Annotated in this window: 21 protein-coding genes; 16 read left to right on the top strand and 5 right to left on the bottom strand. The window is 59.9% G+C overall.

All coding sequences use genetic code 11. The features are described from left to right. Positions 1–139 precede the first annotated feature (139 nt). A complete protein-coding gene (gene bla, locus GA0061103_RS01050; protein WP_092706267.1) occupies positions 140–1,033 on the top strand; it encodes a class A beta-lactamase in 894 nt (297 codons plus the stop codon). A gap of 100 nt (positions 1,034–1,133) precedes the next feature. Next, positions 1,134–2,321 (top strand): class C beta-lactamase, encoded by a 1,188-nt coding sequence (gene ampC / locus GA0061103_RS01055; protein ID WP_167376533.1) that lies wholly within the window; start codon positions 1,134–1,136, stop codon positions 2,319–2,321. A 237-nt stretch (positions 2,322–2,558) separates the two neighbouring features. On the opposite strand, the gene GA0061103_RS01060 is transcribed toward ampC, so the two are convergent. Both GA0061103_RS01060 and GA0061103_RS01065 read right to left on the bottom strand, forming a co-directional pair. Continuing rightward, positions 2,559–3,479: a dihydrodipicolinate synthase family protein gene (locus GA0061103_RS01060; protein ID WP_092706269.1), complete on the bottom strand. Its 921-nt coding sequence runs from the start codon at positions 3,477–3,479 to the stop codon at positions 2,559–2,561. A gap of 88 nt (positions 3,480–3,567) precedes the next feature. Next, the gene (locus GA0061103_RS01065; RefSeq protein ID WP_092708479.1) at positions 3,568–4,281 is read right to left on the bottom strand and encodes a FadR/GntR family transcriptional regulator; all 714 of its coding nucleotides are present in this window, start codon (positions 4,279–4,281) and stop codon (positions 3,568–3,570) included. Positions 4,282–4,493: 212 nt separating this feature from the next. Here GA0061103_RS01065 and GA0061103_RS01070 point away from each other — a divergent pair, with 212 nt between their 5' ends. From GA0061103_RS01070 to GA0061103_RS01090, 5 genes are all read left to right on the top strand, one after another. Continuing rightward, positions 4,494–6,440, top strand: a complete 1,947-nt coding sequence (locus GA0061103_RS01070; protein ID WP_092706271.1) for an ABC transporter substrate-binding protein — start codon at positions 4,494–4,496, stop codon at positions 6,438–6,440. An 86-nt stretch (positions 6,441–6,526) separates the two neighbouring features. After that, positions 6,527–7,513 carry an ABC transporter permease gene (locus GA0061103_RS01075; RefSeq protein ID WP_075854106.1) on the top strand — a complete coding sequence of 329 codons (987 nt, stop codon included), beginning with the start codon at positions 6,527–6,529 and terminating at the stop codon, positions 7,511–7,513. Positions 7,514–7,522: 9 nt separating this feature from the next. After that, positions 7,523–8,644, top strand: coding sequence for an ABC transporter permease (locus tag GA0061103_RS01080; protein WP_092706272.1), 1,122 nt, complete (start codon positions 7,523–7,525; stop codon positions 8,642–8,644). 7 nt (positions 8,645–8,651) lie between these two features. Next, positions 8,652–10,373, top strand: a complete 1,722-nt coding sequence (locus tag GA0061103_RS01085) for an ABC transporter ATP-binding protein (protein WP_092706274.1) — start codon at positions 8,652–8,654, stop codon at positions 10,371–10,373. 128 nt (positions 10,374–10,501) lie between these two features. After that, positions 10,502–11,689 carry a galactarate dehydratase gene (locus GA0061103_RS01090; protein WP_092706276.1) on the top strand — a complete coding sequence of 396 codons (1,188 nt, stop codon included), beginning with the start codon at positions 10,502–10,504 and terminating at the stop codon, positions 11,687–11,689. A gap of 87 nt (positions 11,690–11,776) precedes the next feature. On the opposite strand, the gene GA0061103_RS01095 is transcribed toward GA0061103_RS01090, so the two are convergent. From GA0061103_RS01095 to GA0061103_RS01105, 3 genes are all read right to left on the bottom strand, one after another. After that, entirely contained in the window at positions 11,777–13,087 is a 1,311-nt protein-coding gene (locus tag GA0061103_RS01095) for an MFS transporter (RefSeq protein WP_092706278.1), read from the bottom strand. A 163-nt stretch (positions 13,088–13,250) separates the two neighbouring features. Next, the gene (locus GA0061103_RS01100) at positions 13,251–13,457 is read right to left on the bottom strand and encodes a KTSC domain-containing protein (protein ID WP_092706279.1); all 207 of its coding nucleotides are present in this window, start codon (positions 13,455–13,457) and stop codon (positions 13,251–13,253) included. Between the two features lie 116 nt (positions 13,458–13,573). Beyond that, positions 13,574–14,005: a VOC family protein gene (locus GA0061103_RS01105; protein ID WP_092706281.1), complete on the bottom strand. Its 432-nt coding sequence runs from the start codon at positions 14,003–14,005 to the stop codon at positions 13,574–13,576. Positions 14,006–14,075: 70 nt separating this feature from the next. Here GA0061103_RS01105 and GA0061103_RS01110 point away from each other — a divergent pair, with 70 nt between their 5' ends. The 9 genes from GA0061103_RS01110 (at position 14,076) to GA0061103_RS01150 (ending at position 23,915) form a co-directional block, all read left to right on the top strand. Continuing rightward, the gene (locus GA0061103_RS01110; protein WP_092708482.1) at positions 14,076–14,657 is read left to right on the top strand and encodes a TetR/AcrR family transcriptional regulator; all 582 of its coding nucleotides are present in this window, start codon (positions 14,076–14,078) and stop codon (positions 14,655–14,657) included. A gap of 198 nt (positions 14,658–14,855) precedes the next feature. Beyond that, a complete protein-coding gene (locus GA0061103_RS01115; protein ID WP_092706283.1) occupies positions 14,856–15,842 on the top strand; it encodes a BMP family protein in 987 nt (328 codons plus the stop codon). Between the two features lie 15 nt (positions 15,843–15,857). Next, on the top strand, positions 15,858–17,282 hold the full coding sequence (locus tag GA0061103_RS01120; protein ID WP_092706285.1) for an amidase: 1,425 nt from the start codon (positions 15,858–15,860) through the stop codon (positions 17,280–17,282). After that, positions 17,279–18,805, top strand: coding sequence for an ABC transporter ATP-binding protein (locus tag GA0061103_RS01125; protein ID WP_092708485.1), 1,527 nt, complete (start codon positions 17,279–17,281; stop codon positions 18,803–18,805). The genes GA0061103_RS01120 and GA0061103_RS01125 overlap by 4 nt, the downstream gene beginning before the upstream one ends. Further along, positions 18,795–19,844 (top strand): ABC transporter permease, encoded by a 1,050-nt coding sequence (locus tag GA0061103_RS01130; protein ID WP_092706287.1) that lies wholly within the window; start codon positions 18,795–18,797, stop codon positions 19,842–19,844. The genes GA0061103_RS01125 and GA0061103_RS01130 overlap by 11 nt, the downstream gene beginning before the upstream one ends. Further along, a complete protein-coding gene (locus GA0061103_RS01135; RefSeq protein ID WP_092706289.1) occupies positions 19,841–20,782 on the top strand; it encodes an ABC transporter permease in 942 nt (313 codons plus the stop codon). The genes GA0061103_RS01130 and GA0061103_RS01135 overlap by 4 nt, the downstream gene beginning before the upstream one ends. 15 nt (positions 20,783–20,797) lie before the next feature. Then, entirely contained in the window at positions 20,798–22,090 is a 1,293-nt protein-coding gene (locus GA0061103_RS01140) for an amidohydrolase family protein (protein WP_092706291.1), read from the top strand. Between the two features lie 259 nt (positions 22,091–22,349). After that, positions 22,350–23,234: a dihydrodipicolinate synthase family protein gene (locus GA0061103_RS01145; protein WP_092706293.1), complete on the top strand. Its 885-nt coding sequence runs from the start codon at positions 22,350–22,352 to the stop codon at positions 23,232–23,234. Positions 23,235–23,255: 21 nt separating this feature from the next. Then, on the top strand, positions 23,256–23,915 hold the full coding sequence (locus GA0061103_RS01150; RefSeq protein ID WP_092706295.1) for a GntR family transcriptional regulator: 660 nt from the start codon (positions 23,256–23,258) through the stop codon (positions 23,913–23,915). Positions 23,916–23,919 lie beyond the last annotated feature (4 nt).

The raw sequence follows: 23,919 nt of genomic DNA on the forward strand, positions 1-23,919 counted from the left end.
TAAGCCGACAATTGATCGTTTGTCTAGGGCACCAAGCAGAGCCATAGTCCGCCTCGCAGGGTGATTTGCAGGGTCTCAATGATGTCCACGAGGCCCAAAACGCACCTCTTTGCTCAACATCAATCGAAGTGGAAACGTGATGACGATTTTATTGTCGCGCCGGCAAAGCCTTGCCGGCAGCTTGCTTACGCTACCTGTTCTGGCGGGGCTGAGCACGGTTGGACGCACCGCAGACGATAACGCGGGTGAAGCCCAGCTTGCCGCACTCGACAGCAAGCATCCGGGCCGCATATGCGTCAGCATTCTCGACATGGCAAGCGGCAAGCGCATCGAGCATCGTGCTGGCGAGCGCATCCTGATGTGCAGCACCTTCAAGGCATTGGCCGCAGCTCTGGTGCTTGCCCGCGTCGACAAGGGAGAAGAGAAGCTCGATCGACGTATTCGCTACGCGAAAAGCGACCTTGTCGACGGCTCGCCCGCGACCAAAGAGCATGCGGGTGAAACGGGTATGACCATTGCCGAACTCTGTGCGGCAGCCGTCACGCTCAGCGACAACACGGCCGGGAATCTCCTGCTTGCGAGCTTCGGCGGCCCGGAGGCGATCACGACCTTCTGCCGCAGCATGGGCGACGAGATCACCCGCCTCGATCGCACGGAGCCCACATTGAACTACCACGACACTCCGGACGATCAGCGCGATACGACGACGGCTTCGGCCATGCTGGAAAACCTGCGGCGGCTTCTGTTCACCGATGTGCTGACAGCCGCCTCGAGATCGCAGCTGGCCGCCTGGCTGATCACCAACAAGACGGGTGATGTGCGCCTGCGCGCCGGCCTTCCGAAGGATTGGCTGGTTGGCGACAAGACGGGAACAAACGGCGACAAGGCCGGCAACGCCAATGACATCGCGGTGCTGTGGCCAGCAAACCGCGCGCCGATCCTCGTAACAGCCTATTGCGAGATACCAGAAATCGCAGCCGGCGAACGCAACGCCATTATTGCCGAGATCGGCCGGATCGCTGCGGCGATCTGAGATCATACGCGCCGGATAACAGCCGCCGCCAATCATCGCTTCCTTTTCGACCGTGCGATCCTGCACGGTCGATCATCACATTGAGGATATCATCTTGAATATACGCACCAATTCTTTGCAGAAGCTCGGTATCGTCGCTGGCTGCCTTTTCTATGGGATCGGCGCCCATGCCGCCGAAGGCAATGACCGAGAGCAGCTGGAGCGAGCCGTCAACGAGATCATTCGTCCGCTCATGAAGGATAACGACGTGCCGGGCATGGCGATCGCGATTACCGTCAAGGGCAAGCGCTACATCTTCAATTACGGCGTCGCCTCGAAGGAGAGCGGCCAGAAGGTGACGAACGACACGATCTTCGAACTCGGCTCCATCAGCAAGACCTTTACGGCGGCCCTTGGCTCCTACGCCCAGATCAGCGGAAAGCTCTCCTTTTCCGACAAGGCGACGAAATATATGCCGGAACTTGCAGGCACCAGCTTCGACAAGATCAGCCTCCTCGATCTCGGCACGTATTCGGCCGGCGGTCTGCCTCTGCAGTTCCCCAACGGCGTGACGGATCAGGACAAGATGGTTGCCTATTATCGCAACTGGCATCCTTCCTTTGCGCCTGGCACGTATCGGCAATATTCCAACCCCAGCATCGGCCTGTTCGGTTATCTGGCAGCGCAGGCCATGGGCCAGTCGTTCGATACCCTGATACAGGAAAAAATTCTTTCCGGTCTCGGCCTCAGCCACACCTATGTCCGCGTTCCACCGGCTGAGATGAGCAACTATGCCTATGGCTATTCGAAGCAGGGCAAGCCGATCCGCGTCAATCCCGGCGTTCTCGATACGCAGGCCTACGGCATCAAGACCACCGCCTCCGACATGCTTGCCTTTCTTGAAGCGAATATGGGCGAAGCAAAGCTCGACGCCACACTTCAGAAGGCGATCGATGCCACGCATATCGGCCATTATAGCGTCGACAACACGACACAGGCGCTCGGTTGGGAGATCTATGCCTATCCAACGACGCTCGCCCGGCTGCTCGCCGGCAATTCGTCCGACATGGCACTCGAGCCGCATAAGATCACCCGCCTCGATCCGCCGCAGCCGCCGCGCAAGGATGTCCTCTTGAACAAGACAGGCTCGACGAACGGCTTCGGCGCCTATGCGGCCTTCATTCCCGCGCGGCAGGTCGGCATCGTCCTGCTGGCAAACAGGAACTTTCCGATCCCTGCACGCGTTTCGTCGGTCTACAAGATCCTGACCGCCGTCGAAAATCTGCCTGCATCGAACGAGGCAAAGTAGAGACTGGGCTCGAAGGTTTGGTCCGCTCCAACGAACGGCCGACCCCAGCGAAAGCTGACGGGTCGGCCAAAATCATTTCAGGCAACACCAGTCGCCAAGCCACTGACATATATGCGATATCCCTTGTCATATATGTATGAAGCAGGCTGCTTTGTTGCGTTCGGACTGTCTGGCAGCGATGTACTTTCGAACATTAAGTTCGGTTCACGAAGAGGTCACCACCGCCGGATACCGGCATCAGGCGATGGCAAGTTCGCCTGCTTCCCGCCAATTGCGCAACAAGGCAAACAGCTCCTCGCGGTCCTTCACATCGAGCTGCGGCACGCCTGGAACGCGAACGGGGCCGACCGTCAGGCCGGAATAGGTGACGGCCTCCTTGACGACGGTAACGTTTGTTCCGTTGCGGAACTTGGTGCGCATGCGTTCGAAGGGTTCGAGCTTGTTGACGATGGCGCGGGCAGCGGCAAAATCGCCCTTCTCCAAAGCCGCATGCACAGCAAGCGACAACTTCGGAGCAACATTGACGAGGCCCGAAGTGAAGCCCCTTGCGCCGGCGGCAGCGAATGTCGGAGCCCAGCTTTCAGCGAGGCCGCAGACGAATAGTGCGCCGTTCGGATCGGAAGCTGCGATCGCCCGTGAAAGTAGCATCAGATCCGTCGTCGCAAACTTGATGCCGGCAATATTGCCGTGGCCGGCCAGACGGACCATGTCGTCGACGCTGAAGCCTTCGGCACGGACATAGGCGACGAGCGGGAGCGGCGAAGCCTCCGCCAGATCGCGAAAATAGTCGATCTGCGAGCCGGGTGCGGCGAACGGATCCACCGGCTGATGCGACATGACGGCAGAGGCGCCGATCGAGGCAGCCTCCTTCGCCATCTGGATCGCCTCGCGCAACGAACGGCCGATTGCCGCCGTCACCGGCGCCTTGCCGTCGACACCCTTGATCGCAGCTTCGTGGACACGGCGGATCTCTCCCGGAGTGAGCGCATAGAATTCGCCCGTATTGCCCGCTGCAACGATATTGTGAATGCCGGCAGCCGCTACCCGCTGATAGACCTGAGCGGTGACGTGCGGTTCCACCTCGCCACTTCCATCATAGGCCGTGACCGGAACACCGGAAACGCCGGTCAGCACCTGCCGCATGGTTTCAATGCTCATCTTCCTACCCTTACCCTTTGTCATCCATCGAGACGCAAACGAGGAGGCGTAAAGAAGCCATCACCTCGCCTTCGCCTCATCCAATTTCCTATACGCCCTGGAACATGCGGGCGCGTGCATTCAAGATATGTCGCTTCATGGCATCGTGAGCCTCGGTCTCCTGCCGCGCGAAAATTGCCTGTACGATGACGGCATGCTCGTCCTGAACACTGCGGATCTGCTCGGGCGTCCGCTTGAGGCTGAGGCTACGGGTCACGGAATGACCGATGGCGAAATGCGGCCGGAACAATTCGCGGACGGTGATATGGAACTGATTGCCGGTCGCGATCGCAATGGCGTCGTGCAGCTCCTGATCCTCTTCAGCACCAAGGCGGCCTTCGCCAAGACATTGTTCGATCTTCTGAAGTGCTAATGTGATCCGTTCCTTGTCGGCCGCCTGCCAGTTGCGTGCTGCGAGTTCGGCCGCCTCGGCCTCAAGCCCGGCGCGAAATTCGAAAAAGCGCTGGACATCGGCAAGCGATCCTACAGGCACCATTTTCAGGACCGAGGAATCCGGCCTTTGCCTGACATAGGAACCCGACCCCTTGCGCGACACGATCAAACCGTCCATGCGCAGCCGCTCCAGAGCGTCACGCACAACAGGTCGTGACGCGCCGAACATTTCCGCGAGCTTCGCTTCCGCCGGCAGTCGCTCATTCACCGGAAAGGTTCCATCCGCGATCATGGCGACGATCCTCTCATAGATGATGTCGCCGAAGCGCGTCGCGCCCATGCCGGAATCGTTGGCGACAGAGAGTTTCATCATCGTCCTTCATGAATGCCGGCCAGCGACAGCCATAGCGCATTTCCTGCGCGACAGGGCTACTAAATCTGTAAAAATCTGTCAACTCTTGTAATTATCTGAGAACGTAATATGGTCTCGACGCTGCGCCAGAGGGGTGCATGGCGACGGGACGGGAGCCTGTCGCATCGGCCGAGGCAAAGCCCGGCCGAAGTCAAAACGGGAGGGATTCGATGCGCGATGAAATATTGTCCCGCGGCGTGAGCAGGCGTGCCGTCCTCGGCGGCATGGCGGGAATGGCAGCCCTGTCTCTGGCCGGACGTGTCAACGCCGCCGATGCAGGTGGCGAGGCACCCGCGCTGGCTGCGCTCGTCAAGGATGGCAAGCTGCCGCCGCTGGCCGACCGATTGCCGAAGAAGCCGATGGTCGTCACCCCTTACGAAAAAGTCGGCACTTATGGCGGCACCCTGCGACGCGGCCTGCGAGGTTCGTCCGACCATAACGGCATTCTGCGCATGGTGGGCAATCAAAGCCTGGTGCGCTGGAACCTTGAGTTCACTCAGGTCCTGCCGAACCTCGCCGAGCGCTGGGACGTCAATGCCGACGCCTCGCAATTCACCTTCTATCTCATTCAAGGCGCACGCTGGTCCGACGGCCAGCCATTCACGGCAGATGACGTCGTTTTCGCCATCGAGGACTGCGTCAAGAATACCGATCTCTATAGCGCGACGCCGGCTCAGCTGTCCGTTGCCGGCAAGGCAGTCGATGTCACGAAGATCGATGACCATACGGTGAAATTCACCTTTGCCGCTCCGAACGCGCTCTATCTGGAAAATCTCGCAACGCCGCTCGGCCAGCATCCGACGCTGTTTCCGAAGCACTATTGCAGCCAGTTCCTGCCTAAATACAATCCGAACGTCGCCGAGGATGCGAAGAAGGCTGGCGTCAGCAGTTGGCCCGAACTTTTCCGCGCCCGCTGCGGCGACATCGAAATTCCCTCGCGCTGGGGCAATCCGGATAAGCCGACGCTCGATCCGTGGGTCGTCAAGGAACCCTATACCGGTGGTGCGACCCGCGTCGTCATGACCCGCAACCCATACTTCTGGCAGGTAGATACATCAGGCAACCAGCTTCCCTATGTCGACGAGATCAATTTCGGCATCTCGCAGGACGTGGAATCGCTGATGCTGAACGTCATTTCCGGCAAGATCGATATTCAGGAGCGCCATATCAGCGTGCTCGCCAACAAGCCGACGCTCTCGCAGAACATGAAGAAAGGTGACTATCGCCTTCTAACCCTTATCCCTTCCACATCTCAGCAATGCCAGATCTACTTCAATATCACCCATAAAGATCCGGCCATGCGCAAGATGTTTGCCGACAAGTCGGTCCGGCAGGCGCTCTCGCTCGGGATCAATCGGCAGGAAATAATCGACATCGTCTATTTCGGCCAGAGCGAGGGATATCAGGCCGGACCGCGACCGGAGCATCCCTGGTACAATGAAAAATATGCCCGCCAATTCACCAACTACGATCCCGACAAGGCTGGCGCCATGCTCGATCAGGCCGGCTACGGCAAGAAGGATGCAAACGGCTTCCGCCTGAGGCCGGATGGCCAGAAAGTCTTTTTCGCCGTAGACGTCATACCGACCCTCTATCCCGATCTGGTCGATGCTCTCGAACTGGTGAAGGCGCATTGGGCTCAGATCGGCGTCGACATGAAGGTCAACACAATCGAGCGCGCGCTCTACTACACCCGTGGCGACGACAACGCCCATGATGCCCAGGTCTGGCCAGGCCCCGGCGGTCTCGACCCGATGCTCGATCCGCGTGACTTCTTCGCCTTCCATCCGCAGGGGTCGCGCTACGCCATTCCATGGTCGGTCTGGTACACATCGAATGGCAAGCAGGGCGAGGAGCCGCCGGAAAGCCAGAAGAAGCGCATGAAACTCTTCGACGAGGCCCGCTCGACAGCCGATCTCGACAAGCGTGGCGCCGTCATGAAGCAGATTTTTGACATCGCAGCCGAAGAGTTTGAAACCGTTGGGCTTTGCCTTGCAGTCGGCGGCTTCGGCATCATCCGCAACAACCTGCGCAATGTTCCGGAAAAGCAGCCAGATAGCTGGTCCTGGCCCAATCCGGGACCGGCCATGCCGCAGCAATTCTTCTTCACCAGTTGATTACGCCGATAAAGCGCCGCCTTCCGTGGGCGGCGCTTTCCATGATGCGGAGCTGCCCGTGGCAGCACTCACTGCGAGAAACAGCCATGCTGGTCTTCATCGGAAAACGCCTTTTATGGATGATCCCATCCCTTTTCGCCATCAGCTTCCTAGCCTTCGTGCTGATCCAGCTCCCTCCAGGCGACTATGTAACGACCTATATCGCCACGCTCGCCTCCTCGAATGAAGTGGTCGATCAGAACACGGCCGCGCAATTGCGCGAACGCTTCGGCCTCGATCAACCGATGCTCATCCAATATCTGAAATGGATGTGGGGCATTCTTTCGCGCGGCGATTTCGGTATCTCGTTCGAATGGCAGCAGCCTGTCTCCGGCCTCATCTGGGAGCGCATGGCGCTGACACTCATTCTGGCGCTTGCGGCACTGATCGCCACTTGGGCGATCGCGCTGCCGATCGGCGTCTATTCCGCCGTCAAGAAATATTCGATCGGCGATTATTTCTTTACCGCCTTCACCTTTTTAGGCCTTGCCATTCCCTCCTTCCTGCTGGCGCTGGTGCTGATGTATGTCGCAGCGGTCGAGTTCGGCCAGGATGTCGGCGGTCTCTTCTCCTCCGAATTCGAGACGGCACCCTGGAGTATCGCCAAGATGCTGGATCTCCTCTCGCATCTGTGGCTACCGGTCGTCATACTTGCCGTTTCGTCGACCGCAAGCCTCATCCGCGTCATGCGCGCCAACATGCTCGACGAGCTGCCGAAACCCTATGTGACGACGGCCCGCGCTAAAGGCCTCTCCGAGTTTCGGCTGCTGGTCAAATATCCGCTGCGCATCGCGCTCAATCCGTTCATCTCGACGATCGCATGGCTGCTGCCCAATCTCATTTCCGGATCCGTGGTCGTTGCGATCGTTCTCAACCTGCCGACGGCGGCGCCACTGCTTCTCCAGGCCTTGATGGCGCAGGACATGTATCTCGCCGGTGCCTTCGTGCTTTTGATCTGCGCGCTGACGCTGATCGGGTCACTCATCAGTGACATTCTGCTTGCCCTCGTCGATCCCCGCATCCGGTTGGAATAGGAGCAGCCCATGGCCGATATCGCCGTCACAAACCTGCGCCCTGACCGCAACGCAGTCGCCTCGCAATGGCAGCTGATCTGGTGGGCATTCCGTCGCCATAAGCTCGCGATGGTCGCCCTCGTCGTTACCGTGCTGATGTACATCGTGGCGATCGTGCCAGGATTCTTTGCCATCAACGATCCCAATCAGCAAAATGCGCGTGCGACCTTCCACCCGCCGCAAAGGGTGCATTTCATCGATACGGAGAACGGCTTCTCCGTTGGGCTACACTATTACCCGCTGAAGCTAACTCGCGATCCCGAAACGCTTGCGGCGATCTTCAAGGAGGACACGACGAAGCGTGTCTCCATCAGCTTGTTCGGTCGCGGTTACGAATATTCCGTGCTCGGCCTCTTCACGAGCAACATTCACCTGCTGGCCACCACGGACAAGACGACACCGCTTTTGTTGTTCGGTGCAGATCGGCTCGGCCGCGACGTCTTCAGCCGTACCGTCCAAGGCGCGCAGATTTCGCTATCGATCGGCCTCGTCGGCGTGTTCTTCTCGCTCCTGCTCGGCATCGTTCTAGGAGGAATTTCAGGCTATTACGGCGGAAAGCTCGATTTCTTCATCCAACGCTTGATCGATTTCGTGCTGTCGCTGCCAACCATTCCGATCTGGCTCGCCATGGCGGCAGCACTGCCGCAAGGCTGGCCGGCGGCACTGCAATATATGATGATCACGATCATCCTGTCTCTGACCGGCTGGGCGCAGCTTGCCCGCGTCGTGCGCGGCCGCTTCCTGTCGCTGCGAACGGAAGAGTTCGTCGCCGCGGCCAGACTCGACGGCGCCAGCGAAGGGCGCATCATCTTCCGCCATATGCTGCCGAGTTTTGCGAGCCACATCATCGCTTCCATCACGCTTGCGGTACCGGCGATGATCCTGGCGGAGACATCCCTCTCCTTCCTGGGGCTCGGCCTGCAGCCGCCGACCGTTTCCTGGGGCGTGCTGCTGCGCGAGGCTCAGAACATCCGCTCGATCGCAACCGCGCCGTGGCTGTTCCTGCCGGGTGTCGCCGTCGTCATTGCCGTCATGGCGCTCAACCTTCTCGGCGATGGCCTGCGCGATGCGGCCGATCCCTACAACAAATGAGGCGGGCATGACCGATATCGTTTCCATGAACACCGCCCGCCCATTGCTGCAGGTCAAAAACCTGACCGTCGACTTTCCTTTAAGAACCGGCACGTTTCGCGCGGTCGACAATCTCTCCTTCGCCATCGAGCCCGGAAAGACGCTCTGCGTCGTCGGCGAGAGCGGCTCGGGCAAGTCGGTCACCGCACGCTCGATCCTGCAGATCGTCGATGCCCCCGGCCGCATCACCGGCGGCTCCATTGTCCTGAATGGAGCCAGCGGCAGCTCGGTTGATCTCGTCAAGCTCAATCCGCGCGGGCGGCAGATCAGGTCGATCCGCGGGCGTGACATCGCCATGATCTTTCAGGAGCCGATGGCGTCTCTCTCGCCGGTCCATACAGTCGGTGACCAGATCATGGAGGCGCTGCGCCTCCACACGAAGATGAGCAAGGCCGAGGCACGCGCCGAGGCGATCTCAATTTTGAAACAGGTGGAAATCCCCTCGCCAGAAAAGGCGATCGACCGTTACGCTTTTCAATATTCGGGCGGCATGCGTCAGCGCGCCATGATTGCCATGGCGCTCGCCTGCAAGCCGCAGCTTCTGATCGCCGACGAGCCGACAACCGCACTCGACGTGACCACACAGGCCGAAATCCTCGACCTCATTGCCCGGCTGCAGAAGGCCAACGGCATGGCGGTGCTGTTCATCACCCACGACATGGGCGTGGTCGCGCAGATCGCTGACGAAGTGCTCGTCATGCACAATGGCGTCGTTAGGGAATACGGTCCGGTCGAGCAGATCTTCCATGCGCCGAAGGATGATTATACCCGCATGCTGATCGGCTCGGTGCTGAAGCTCGAAAGGAAGGCGGAAATCCGTCTGGCGCGACCGCCGCTCGACAGAGCGGCAGCCCCGATCCTCGAATTGCGCAATGTGTCGATGGCCTTCGGCGAGGTCCGTGCCCTCGATGATGTCTCGATCTCGCTTTTGCCGCGCGAAACGCTCGGCATTGTCGGCGAGAGCGGGTCAGGCAAGACCACGATGGGTCGCTCGATCATGCGCCTTATTGATCCGAGTGCAGGCGAAATTCTCTATCGCCGCGCCGATGGCGACGTCACCGACTTGGCAAGCGCCAAGGGGACGGCCCTTGCGACAGCGCGCCGCGAATTGCGCATGGTGTTCCAGGACCCGTTCGGTTCGCTTAACCCGCGCATGACCGTCTCGCAGATTATCGGCGAGCCATTGCTCGTCAACGGCATCGCCAAAGGCCGGGCGCTCGACGAGCGCGTTTGTCATCTGATGGAACAGGTCGGGCTAGACCCAAGGGCGCGCGAACGCTATCCCCATGCCTTTTCCGGCGGTCAGCGCCAGCGCATCGGCATCGCCCGCGCCATAACCCTTAATCCGCGCGTGATCGTCGCCGACGAGGCAACATCGGCTCTCGATGTTTCCGTGCGCTCCCAGGTGCTCGATCTGTTGATGCGCCTGCAGGACGAACTTGGCCTCGCCTATATCTTCATCAGCCATGATATCGGCGTCATCCGCTACATGTGCGACCGCGTCGGTGTCATGTACAAGGGGCGCCTGGTCGAGGTCGGCGATGCCGACAAGGTCTGCAACTCACCCGAACATGCCTATACGCAAGCGCTGATTTCGGCGATCCCGCGCCCCGACCCTCGCGACAGGGATCGCTCGCGGCGCTTCCGCTATGTCGAGCCCGAAACCGTGAAGAACGGGAGCGCGGCGTGATGGCTTCGTTCGACAATGCCGTAATGCCCATTTGCTACGGACCAGGCTTCGCCGCGACGCGGCAACGATCTCCCCACCTGCGGCAGCTCCCATGCCGCATTCATGTCAATCGATAGAAGGAAGAGAAGATGAAGATCGACCGCATGCGGGTATTCGTGACCCGCGACAAGGATCGCCCGCGCGTCATCGTGGCACTGGATACGGATGACGGACTGACCGGCTGGGGCGAGTGCTACAATCACGGCCCCGATTTGGCATTGCCGCCGATCCTCGACTATCTCTATGGCTTTCTCGCCGGCCAGGATCCAAGCCGCATCGACTATCTTGTCAACCTGCTGATCCAGCAAAGCCGCTTCCCGCCAGGCGCGCTTGGCCTTTCGGCGATTTCCGCGCTCGACCATTGCCTTTGGGACCTCTCGGCCAAAGCCCTCAATGTCCCAGTCTATAAGCTGCTTGGCGGCGCAGTGCGTGATCGCGTCAAGGTCTATGCCGGTGTCTATACCGCACCGGATGCGCCGGCTGCACGCGATGAGCTCGACCGTCTGAACGCCGAATGGGGCTTTACCGCCTTCAAGCTCAGCCCCTGGCGCATCGACATGCACGCCCATCGCTGGGGTAATGTCGTCAAGGCATCGGCCGACTATTTCCGCTCGCTGCGCGAAACCGTGCGCGACGACTATGAGATCGCCTTTGACGCCCATGCGAAGATCTTCGAGCCGGTTGCAGCCCGCCAGCTCGGCAATGCGCTCGCACCTTATGACCCGCTCTTTTACGAAGAGCCGTTGCGCCCCGAAAACATCGAGATGTGGGGTGAATTGAAGCAGGGCCTCAATTGCGTGCTCGCGACGGGCGAATCCCTCTATAATCGCAACGAGTTCCTGCGTCTGCTGCAGGTCAAGGGCGCCGACCTCATCCAGCCGGATATCTGCGTCGTCGGCGGCATCAGCGAGATGCGGCGCATCGCGACGATCGCCGAGGCGCATTTCGTCGGCGTTGCTCCGCACAACCCGATGGGACCGCTCGCGACCGCCGTCAACGTGCATTTCTCGGCCGCCGCGCAGAACTTCAAGATCCTCGAATATCGTCTGCCGAAGGGTCAGGCCTACGTCTATGGCGGCAACGAGGTCGAGCAGCGACAGGGCGAAACCCGCTATGTCGTCGATCCCTATCTGCCGAAGGACGGCTATCTCGAGCTTCGTCCCGACCGGCCGGGCTGGGGTGTCGAGATGGATGAAAAGGCAATGGAAGAGGATGGCTACATCCATTGGCAACGGCGCGTGCCCAAGCGCCCGGACGGCTCCTACGCCTTTGCGTGAGCTTGCTATCAGCGTCACCTGAAAAACTGGGGCGGCCATCAGGCCGCCCTTCTCATTTGGAAGCTGCCTTTGCAAACCTGAGCGCAATCACTTCACGCGGGCTGCGTTCGGATTGCCAAGATCTTCCGGCCGCGGCGCACGCGGTATCATGCGTCCGATCACAAGGACCAACAGCACCGCAATCAGAAGGCAGGCAGCCAGGAAGAACATCGGTGCGATCGTGCTTCCTGTGGAATCCTTGATCCAAGGGACGACGTTCTGGGCGATGAAGCCGCCGAGATTGCCGACGGAGTTGATCGCGGCAAGGCCTGCGGCAGCCCCCGCTCCCTGCAGGAAGCGCGAGGGAAGGCTCCAGAATACCGGCTGGCCTGCGAAGATGCCGGCGGCGGCAATGGAGAGGAAAGCAAACTGCAGCGTATGGTCTGGAATAACGGCGGATAAGACCAGGCTCACGGCGCCGACGAGCGCGGGAATGACGATATAGGGCGTCTTGGACTCCGCCTTGTCCGCTGCCCGCGGCACGGCATAAAGCGCGATGGCGACGAGAAGCCAGGGGATGATGTTCAGGAATCCGTTCGTCGTGTTGCTGACACCGAAATTCTTGACGATGGTCGGCAGCCAGTAGCTGAGGCCATAGGCGGCCAACGGGAAACCGATATAGCAAAGCGACATCAGCAATACGCGCGGATTGATCAGCGCCTTGAAGCCGTCGGCGGCGTTCTGCTCCATGCCGGAATTTTCCGCCGCGATCCGATCCTTCAGCCAGTTCTTTTCCGTATCGTCTAGGAACAGCGCCTTGGACGGCAGATCCGGCAGATAAAACAGGGTGATGAAGCCGGCAATAATGGCTGGGATACCGGTCACCAGGAAGACCCATTGCCAGCCGGCAATACCATAAAGGCCATTCAGGTCCAGCAGCACACCACCAAGCGGCGCGCCGATCGCATTGGCAAAGGCGCTGAAGATCATGAAAAGCCCGACCATCGTGCCGCGATAGGCCGAGGGATACCAAAGGGTTAGCAGATAGAGCACGCCCGGAAAGAAGCCGGCCTCGCAGGCGCCGAGCAGGAAGCGAAGAATATAGAACATGGTCGCATTCTGCGTATAGGCCAGCGCGACCGTGACCGCTCCCCAGGAGATCAGGATGCGCGCGAACCACCTGCTGGCTCCGAACCTGTCGAGAAGCAGGTTGCTCGGCACCTCGAAGATGAAATAGCCGATGAAGAACAGCGACGCGCCAAGGCCATAGGCATATTCGCTCATGCCAAGCGCATCGACCATCTCAAGCTTGGCGTAACTGACGTTCTGGCGATCGATATAGGCGATCAGATAGAGGATGCCCAGAAAGGGCATAAGCCTCCAGGTGATCTTGGAAATAAGCTGCTTCTCATCAATCACGCCTCTTCCTCCCTGAAAGATGATTATGATTGATATAGATAGCGCAACTCAGCGTTTATCAATGCGCCGAGAAACAAAGCTTATTCCGCCCATGGAACTCGTGACGGAAACAACGAACCAGCCCTTTCATAGCGAAAACGCTAGTCAGCCGGCGGCTCGCGCTTCAAGCGACGCGTTCGAACTGGGTGCGGATATGCTCGATATAGTGCTGGCCGGGCGACGGCGCCTTCACCATGGCGATCGCCGCTTTCTGCGGAACGCCGGTAAATTGACGTTCCTCGCCGTTTTTGAAGCGGATATAAAGCCGCCCGTCATCCGGGCGGAAATAGACTGATTTGATGATTTTTGACGAAACCGGGAGCTCTTGCATGGGTCACCTTACCTCTGGCCGGCTTTGTCGCATGAAAACCGAAATATTGGGTGAAGCGACCTAGTTAATCAAAGATAGAGTTGCAGCGCTCTATTTTATCGATTGCGCCCAGCACCTTAGCGATCCTGCGGCAACGCATCCTCGGCATAGAGAGATGCGAATTCCGCGCTTGGCGGTATCGGCTTGATGATGTCGATCAAGACGCCGTTCGGATCGGATGTTATGAAATGACGTTGACCGAAATCCTCGTCACGGATGGCGAGCAGGATCGGCAGGCCGGCCGCCTGCAGGCGGTCATGGACCGCGTCGACGTCTTCCACTTCGAAATTGAGCAATAGTCCGGCCACCTGGCCTCGCCCTTTTGTCGGGATCGTCTCATGCCGGCCATCCAGAATGGCGAGATTGATACCGCTGTCTTCAGCCGATTGCAGATGGACGTACCAATCGCTTGCGAAGTTTTCCTGAAACCCGAAATGCTCGATGTAGAAGGCTGCAGTTTCCGCCACCTGCTCAGTCATGATGACAGGATAATAGCTCGTTACCTTCATGCTTCACTTCCTCCCCGAAAAGACATACAATCTGCCTGTATTCTTTTCAAATAACATACAGGCTGCATGCATGCAAGATCCACGCTCCAATCGTGAAAGAACCGAAAAGACCAAGGCCGCACTCATCGCGGCTGCACGCGCTTTGTTCGTGGAAAAGGGCTATGCCGAGACCTCGACGCCGGAGATCGTCGCTGCCGCCGGCATTACCCGCGGCGCGCTCTATCATCATTTCGAGGACAAGCGCGCGCTGTTTCGCGCAGTCGTCACGGAGGAAGCGCTGGCGGTGACACGCGCCATAGAGAAGGCAACCCCTGATCATCTTGCGCCACGCGCAGCCCTGATCGCCGGCAGCAATGCCTATCTCGATGCAATGCGAACCTTTGGCCGTACGCGACTTCTGCTGATTGAAGGACCAACCGTCCTTGGCTTTGTCGACATGAAGCAGCTGGACGAGGAAACCACCACGCTCACGCTGAAGCACGGCTTGGAAGCAGCGCTCAGTCGCGGTCAAGGGTCAGATATCCCCGTCGCTGCGCTTGCCGATATCCTGTCTGCCGCATTCGATCGTGCTGCCCTTGCCGTCGATGCAGGCGGCGATGCAGATCGCTATCGCGCAGCCATCGCGCATATGATCGAACGCATCGCAGGCTGATGCGTTTGCCGGTCAAGTCGCAACCGATTACAGCCCATGAGTCATAGCATAACGGGCCGCCTGGACTGCTCATTGATGCATGCTGCACACTGCCATGGAATGTTTTCGCATATTATTTGGGCACGCCTATTGCTTGACACTTTTTTAGCCCCCTTCTATGATTTTTACCAAATGATCAAAAAGCAGGGGAACTGAAAAATGACCAATGAAATCATACTATCACGCCGTGCAGTCATAGCGTCCGGCATAGCCCTTGGCGTCAGCGCGCTGGCGCCAGCCGCTCGCGCCGCCGCGCCGCTCAAGGTCGCGGGCATACACGCCTCGCCGGTCGAAAACGCCTGGAATTCCTGTCTTCACAAGGCACTCCAGGATGCGGCGAAGGAAGGTGTCATCGAATACGTCTTTTCGGAGGGCGTTTCAGGCACCGACTATCCGCGTGCCATGCGCGAATATGCCGAACAGGGCAACAAGCTGATTATCGGCGAGGCCTATGCCGTAGAGAAGGAAGCGCGTCAGGTTGCGGCCGATTACCCGGAGACGGCTTTCGTGCTGGGCTCCAGCGGCGAGGCGACGGGGAGCAATTTCGGAGTCTTTGGCACCTGGAATTATGATGGAGCCTATCTCGCTGGCATGCTGGCCGGCAAGATGACCAAGTCAAACGTCGTCGGTTCCGTCGGTGCCATCCCGATCCCCGAAGTCAACATGCTGATCAATGCCTTCGCTGCCGGCGTCAAGGCAGTCAATCCCGACTGCAAGCACCTCGTCTCCTTTATCGGCACGTTCTTCGATCCGCCGAAGGCTCGCGAAGCCGGTCTTGCCCAGATCGATGCCGGAGCCGACGTTCTCTTCGGAGAACGCATCGGCACGGCCGATGCCGCCAAGGAACGCCACATCAAATCCGTGGGATCGCTGATCGATTACACGCCACGCTACCCCGATACCGTCTTTGCCAATGCCATGTGGTACTTCCGTCCCATTCTCAATGCTGCGATCGCCGATGTTGCCGCCGGCAAGCCGGTCGGCCGCAATTACACGGCCTACGGGCTGATGAAGGAAGGCGGCAGCGACATCGTCTACGTCAAGGGCGTGGCGCCAGCGGAAGCAGAAGCGGCGATGGAGAAGGTTCGCGCCGACATCAAGTCGGGCGCCTTCGAAGTGCCGAAGGTCATGGACCAGCCGAAGTAAGCGCTTGTCTCGATCATGAGCAGCGCCTCCTTCGCCGACGCCACGGAACTGGCCGGCGCCATCAAGTCGGGAAAGCTTGCCTGCATCGATGTCATGCAGGCAACGCTTGCCGCCTGCGCCAAGCATGAAGAGCTTGGCGCCATCACCTATCTTGACCCTGAACTGGGGCTGGCAACCGCGCACGCCCTGGATCAGGAGGCATCGAAAGATCCTGAGCGCTTTGCACTGCGGCCGTTTGCGGGTGTACCGACTGTAGCGAAGGATCTTGGCGGCCCCTTTGCGGGACTGCCTGTCACGGCCGGGTCGCGCCTCTTCAGCCGCGCAGGCAAAGGCGCAGACAGCGATCTGGCGGCCCGTTTCCGCAATGCCGGGCTCTGCGTATTCGGATTGAGCACCAGCCCTGAATTCGGCTTCTCGCTTACCTCCGAGCCTGTAATCGGACCCATCTGTCGAAACCCGCTGGATCCAAGCAGGACGGCCGGTGGTTCCTCAGGCGGTGCGGCGGCTGCAGTCGCCGCTGGCATCGTGGCGATCGCCCATGCGACGGACGCAGGCGGCTCCATCCGCGTGCCGGCTGCCTGTTGCGGCCTCGTCGGACTGAAGCCGACGCGCGGTGCGGTGCCAGCCGGCCCCTCCTTCGGAAATCATCTTGGCGGCATCGCCAGCGAATTGGCGGTCACGCGTTCCGTGCGCGATGCCACGCGGATATTCGATGCGGTGCGGGGCAGGACAAGAGGACCGTTTGCCGAAATCGCCGCGCCGGCTCTCGAATTGGGCCGGCTTCGGGTCGGGGTCCTTTCAGATGCCGGAACGAATTACCCGATTGCAGCCGATCGGGCTAAGGCCATCGAAGCCGCTGCCGGCTTTCTCGAAAAGCGCGGGAACGATCTCGTTCCCCTCGCCTGGAAGCAAACGGAAAACGCGGTTCAGGCCAGTGCCCGTGCCTTTGGAGATATCATTTCCGTCAATATCGCCGGCTTGGTCGACGATCTCGGGCTGGATATGCTTGCTGCCGAGCCAATGACACAGGCGTTCATTACGCGCGGACGCGCGTTGACGGCGACGAAGCTCTGGGGCTCGCTCAATGGAGCCGTTCAGGCGAGCCGCATTCTCTGGGATATTTTCGACGCGGTGGACGTTATCATCATGCCGATGCTGGCGACGGCGCCCCCACCCATCGGATCCTTTCCGACCGATCATTCCGACACCGAATTGCACCTCGAACGCATGACGGCTTTTGCCCCCTTTGCGTCTCTCGCCAATATTTCCGGCTTTCCGGCACTGACCCTGCCCTTCGGCGAAGATGCCGACGGAATGCCCTTGCCGATCCAGATAATGGCGCCGATGGGCGAAGAAGCCTTGCTGCTTCGCCTTGCCGCCGAACTGGAAGCAGAACAACGTTGGCAGCACCGCTTTCCGATCGCAGGTTTCCCGACATGACCGCACCCGTTCTCACCATCGAAGGCGTCAGCAAGCGCTTCGGCAGCACCCTTGCCAACGACAATATTTCCCTCACCTTGGCGAAAGGCGAGATCATCGCTCTGCTCGGCGAAAACGGTGCCGGCAAGACAACACTGATGAGCATCCTTTTTGGCCACTATGTACCCGATACCGGACGCATCCTCGTGGATGACACGGAGTTGCCGCCGGGCAAGCCACGCGCCGCGATCCGGGCTGGCATCGGCATGGTCCATCAGCACTTCTCGCTCGCGCCCAATCTGACCGTGCTGGAAAACGTCATGACCGGCACGGAAAAACTCTGGTCGCTCAACTCTCAAACAACGACAGCCCGCAAGAAATTACTGGCGATCTCCGAGCGTTTCGGCCTGAAGGTCGATCCCGATGCGCGCCTCGGCGATCTCTCGGTCGGCGAACAGCAGCGGGTAGAAATCCTGAAAGCGCTCTACAACGATGCCCGCATCCTGATCCTCGACGAGCCGACCGCGGTTCTGACACAGATCGAAGCAGAGAAGCTGTTCTCGACGTTGAAGCAGATGGCCGCGCAAGGCCTCTCCCTGATCTTCATCTCCCACAAGCTCGATGAGGTCATGGCCACGGCCGATCGCATCGTCGTCCTGCGCGGTGGCAAGGTCGCCGCCGAGCGCCGAGCGGTCGAGACCAGCAAATCCGAGCTTGCCGAGCTTATGGTCGGGCATCGCGTGACGCGCCCGACCCGCGAAGCGTCGACACCGGGTGAAGTTGCGCTGGAAGCTCGTAATATCACCGCAAGGGTTGGCGGTGTCGAACGATTGAAACGCGTTAGCTTTCATCTGCGCGCCGGTGAGATTCTCGGCATCATCGGTGTATCTGGCAATGGACAGGCGACTTTAGGCCAGATCCTGTCGGGCACGCTCGCCCGTTTATCCGGCGAGCTTCTATTGTTTGGGGAGCCTGTCGGCGATCTCGACGTAACTGAAATCATCAGTGCAGGCATCGGGCGCATTCCCGAAGACCGAAACCGCGATGGCGCAATCGGCGAAATGGCGATCTGGGAAAATGCCGTGCTGGAGCGCCTGCCTGCCTATTCGAAGCACGGCCTGGTCGATCGCAGCGCCGGCATGGCCTTTGCACAAAGGATCATCGAGACATTCGATGTGCGCGGCGGCAACGCAGCGAGCCGCATCCGGCTACTGTCAGGCGGCAACATGCAGAAGCTGATCCTTGGCCGCAACCTTTACGAACGACCGCGTATCCTTATTGCCGCCCAGCCGGCGCGAGGACTGGACGAAGGCGCAGTCGCCGCCGTTCATGAGCGCATTCTGGAAGCCCGTCGCCAGGGCACCGCCGTTCTGCTGATTTCGGAAGACCTGGATGAAGTCATTGCCTTGGCCGATCGCATTCAGGCGATCGTCGGCGGCCGTCTCTCTGCACCAGTCGATGCAGATGAAGCGGATGCGCGCCTCTTGGGCCTGATGATGGCCGGAGAATGGAAAGAGAAGAGCGGAGCCGACAATGCGGTTTGAACGGCGCGAACACCGCCCAATCTACATGATGATCCTTGCCCCTCTGCTCGCGATCGTCGCAGCGCTCGCCTTGGCCGGCATCCTGATAGCGATTGCCGGTGCTCCGATCCTCGAAGCCTATCGCAGGATCCTTTTGGGCGCTTTCGGCTCTCGGCTTTCAGCAACGGAGACGCTGACCCGCGCGACACCGTTGATTCTAACGGGGCTTGCCGCCGCAGTGGCGTTCCGCGCCCGCCTCTGGAACATCGGTGCCGAGGGTCAATTCTATTTCGGTGCCATCGCTGTTGCAGCCTTCGGGTCGAAAATGCTCGCTGGCTTGCCCGGCCCCATCCTCATTCCGTTATTGATGATGATCGGCGCCATGGCCGGGATGATATTGATCCTCGTGCCGCTATGGCTGCGGCTGCGCTTTTCTGTCGATGAGGTCGTCACCAGCCTCATCCTGAATTTCATCGCCGTTCTCTTCGTCTCCATGCTGATCGACGGCGTGCTGAAAGACCCGACGGCATTCGGCTGGCCGCAATCTCAGGCCCTTGTCGATCACGCCATGCTGCCAAAGCTGATCGCCCGCTCGCGCCTTCACATCGGTTTTGCAATCGCGATCGTTATCGCGGCGATCGTCTATTTCATCCAGTCGCGCACCGTCTTCGGCATGCAGTCGCGGGCGGCAGGCCTCAACCCGTCAGGCGCCGTTTTTGCCGGCGTTCGCCTCGGCTCGACCCTCGTCAAGGTCGCCTGTCTTTCGGGCGGGCTTGCCGGCCTTGCCGGTGCCATCGAAGTCATGGGCGTCAAAGGTTATGTCACGACCGATCTGTCCCCCGGCTTCGGCTATGCCGGCATCGTTGTTGCGATGCTTGCGAACCTCAACCCGCTTGGCGTCGTTCTTGCGGCGATCTTTACCGCGACGATGTTCGTCGGCGCTGACGGCATGAGCCGCAGCCTCGGCATTCCCACGTATATTGCCGACGTCACGGTCGCCTTATCGCTGCTGACCATGCTGATCGCCTTGTTCTTCACGCAATACAGGATCCGCCGATGAGCACGCTGGTCGACATCATTGCATCGGCCGGGCTTTGGGCTGCCGTGCTGCGGATTGCAACGCCGCTGATCTTCGGCACGCTCGGCGCGCTGCTTTGCGAGCGGGCCGGCGTTCTCAATCTCGGCATCGAGGGCATCATGACCTTCGGTGCAATGATCGGCTGGCTCTCCGTCTATCATGGCGCGGATTTATGGACCGGCCTTCTGATCGCGGCAATCGCCGGCGGAGTTTTCGGGCTGCTGCATTCGGCACTTACCGTAACACTCGGCCTGTCGCAGCATGTTTCAGGCCTCGGCGTCACGCTTTTCGCATCCAGCTTCAGTTACTACGTCTTCCGGCTGATCGTGCCGGTTGCCGGAACACCGCCGACCATCACGCCCTTCCAGCCAATCGCCATTCCCGGGCTGTCGACCCTTCCCTTCATCGGCCCCGCTCTCTTCACGCAGACCGCCCCGACTTACCTTGCGATCCTGGTGGCGCTGGTCATGGCCTATCTCATCTTCCGCACGCCGGTAGGGCTTGCGATCCGCATGACGGGTGAAAACCCGCATGCGGCCGAGGCACAGGGCCTCAACCCCATGAGGATCCGCTATGGCGCCATCATCGCCGGTAGCGCCCTGATGGGCATGGGCGGCGCCTTCCTGACGCTTTCGGCCTTCAACAGCTTCTTTCCGACCATGGTGCAGGGCCGCGGCTGGATCTGCATCGCGCTGGTCGTCTTTTCGTCCTGGCGGCCAGGACGGGCATTGTTCGGCGCCCTGCTCTTTGCCTTCTTCGACGCGTTCCAGCTACGGCTGCAAACCGCGGTGCAGGGGGTGCCTTACCAGATTTTTCTGATGACGCCGTATATCCTGTCCATCGTCGCCCTTGCCGTCATGAGCAGGCGTGCCCGCGTGCCGCAGGCGCTGATGCAACCCTATCGCCGCGGCGAAAGATAATCCGAGGAGCCTTTCATGTTCGATCTGATCATTCGCAATGCCAATCTGCCCGATGGCCGCAAGGGCATCGATATCGCGGTCAAGGATGGCAAGATCGCAGCAATCGAAGCCGCAATCGCGGCAGAGGCAAAGGAAGTGATCGACGCGACCGACCGGCTGGTCAGCCCGCCCTTCGTCGATCCGCATTTCCATATGGATGCCACGCTTTCGCTCGGCCTCCCGCGGATGAACGTGTCAGGCACGCTGCTCGAAGGTATCGCTCTCTGGGGCGAACTGCGCCCGATCGTGACCAAGGAAGAACTTGTCGATCGCGCATTGCGCTATTGCGATCTCGCCGTGACGCAAGGGCTGCTCTTCATCCGCAGTCATGTCGACACCTCCGATCCGAAACTCGTGACCGCCGAGGCGCTTCTGGAGGTGAAGGAAAGGGTCAAGCCCTATATCGACCTGCAGCTCGTCGCCTTCCCGCAGGATGGCTATTATCGCGCCAGGGATGGCGTAGCCTCGCTTGAGCGTGCGCTCGACATGGGCGTCGACATCGTCGGCGGCATCCCGCATTTCGAACGCACGATGGAAGAAGGCAGAGCCTCGGTCGAAGCGCTTTGCCGGATTGCGGCCGATCGCGGCCTCCCCGTCGACATGCATTGCGACGAGACTGACGATCCGCTGTCGCGCCATATCGAAACGCTGGCGGCCGAAACGGTCCGCTTCGGGCTACAGGGTCGTGTCGCCGGCTCGCATCTGACCTCGATGCATTCGATGGATAATTACTACGTCTCCAAGCTCATCCCGCTGATGGCGGAAGCGAAGATCAACGTCATCCCCAACCCGCTGATCAACATCATGCTGCAGGGCCGGCATGATACCTATCCCAAGCGGCGCGGCATGACGCGCGTGCGCGAGTTGATGGACGCCGGGCTCAACGTCTCCTTCGGCCATGATTGCGTGATGGACCCCTGGTACTCGATGGGCTCCGGCGACATGCTGGAGGTCGGCCACATGGCGATCCATGTGGCGCAGATGGCGGGTGTCGAAGACAAGAAGAAGATCTTCGACGCACTCACCGTCAACTCCGCCAAGACGCTCGGGCTCGAGGGCTACGGCTTGGAGAAGGGTTGCAATGCCGATCTTGTCGTGCTGCAAGCCGTCGACACGCTGGAAGCGCTCCGCCTGAAACCCAATCGTCTTGCCGTCGTCAAGCGCGGCAAGGTCATCGCCCGCTCCGCACCTCGTATCGGCGAACTCTTTCTCGATGGCCGGCCGTCAAAGATCGATGGCGGACTCGACTACGTGCCTGTCGGGAATTAGCACCCCGCCAGGCTGACAGGCGATACCATTGCGACATCGCTGATCGTGCTTGCTCCACACGGTCAAGCTCAACATGGTCCGCTCCGCGGAATTCGACGGCAAAAGCACGCTGCACATCCGATATTCGTCGCGGCGGGAGTTCCTTCGCGATCCTCTTCCCCACATCAGTAAATCACATATGCGTCACTGAAACCAACTTGACTTTACAACTAACATGTCAGTGTGATATGCACTGATCCCACAAGATCGGGAGGATCGGATGAGTGAGAATTTTGGCCTGTCGGCCGCCCTGGCAACACCCTTCGATGCGGATGGCGAGATCGCGATCCCAGGCGTGATCGAGCAGGCGAAACATTGCCTTTCCAACGGCTGCAGAAGCATCACGCTCTTCGGCACGACAGGCGAAGGCGCCTCGATCGGCATGCAGGAGCGCCAGCAGGTTCTGGCTGCCATGATTGCCGCCGGTATCGCGCCTGAACAGATCGTCATGGGCGTGCTCGTCGATGCCGCCGAAGATGCCGCGGCCCAGGCTGGACAGGCGCTGGCGCAAGGTGTCCGCAACATCCTTCTGGCTCCGCCGTCCTATTTCAAGAACGTCAGCGACGACGGCCTCTTCAAATGGTTCGCGGCCGTTTTCACCATGCTGGGCACACATGCCCGCGACGTGATCGTCTACAATATTCCGTCGGTAACGATGGTGCCGCTCTCCATTTCCCTCGTTGGTCGCCTGCGCACGGCATTTCCGGATGTCGTCGTCGGCGTCAAGGATTCTTCCGGCGATTGGCCCTATACCGAGGAGCTGCTGAGGACCCATGGCGATCTCATCATTCTGATCGGGGACGAGCGGCATCTGGCCCGTGGCGTTCGCCTCGGCGGACAGGGTGCGATCTCCGGCATGGCGAACCTCCTTCCCCGCGAAGTCCAGGCCATGGCGGAAAAGGGCATCGACGACGCCAATGTCGAGCGTTTCGTCGAACAGCTGCTGAACTATCCGATCATTCCTTCGATCAAGGCCATTCTCGCCCGGTTGACAGAGGACGATAGCTGGCTTGCCGTGCGCCCGCCACTCGTGGCATTGAACAGTCAAGATTCTGATACGCTCTTTGCTGCCTTCGGCGCCTTGTTTCGCGCCAGGGCAGCCTAACCGATCAGTCTGGAGCTGCCGATGGACGGACCAGGCGAACAGCCGACGTTGAGAGAGAAGGCCTATGAGAGCTTCACGCGCCATCTTTTGGCGCGCGACGTTCGGCCAGGGCAATTCATCTCGCAGCGGCGGCTCGTCGAGCTGACGGGACTGACGCTTGGCGCGATCCGCGAATTGATCCCGCGCCTGGAGGCCGAAGGGCTGATCAAGACGGTTCCGCAGCGCGGATTGCAGATCGCCCATATCGATCTGGACCTGATCCGCGAAGCCTTCCAGCTTCGTCTTTTTCTGGAGAAGGAAGCCGTCGCGCTCTTTACCCATTCGGCATCGGACGAGACGATCACCAAGCTTCTGAAGGACCATCGCGATATCGCCGATGCCATCCGCTCCGGCGACAATTCCGCAGAGCTGGAGCTTCACGCGCAGTCGGTGGATTGGGGCATGCATGACGCGTTCATCGACGCACTCGGCAATACGATCATCTCGAATGCCTATCGAGTCAATTCGATCAAGATGCGGCTGATCAGCCAGGACAGGTTCCGCATCAACGGCCATGTCGGCCCTGTCATGGAAGAACATTTGAAAGTGCTTGAAGCAATCGAGCGACGATCAGCCGATGAGGCCGTTGCCGCTCTCGTATCGCACATTGGAGGAGCACGGGATCGCGCGCTGAAGATGTGAACAG

The organism is Martinezella multihospitum (assembly GCF_900094585.1).
Classification (GTDB): domain Bacteria; phylum Pseudomonadota; class Alphaproteobacteria; order Rhizobiales; family Rhizobiaceae; genus Rhizobium; species Rhizobium multihospitium.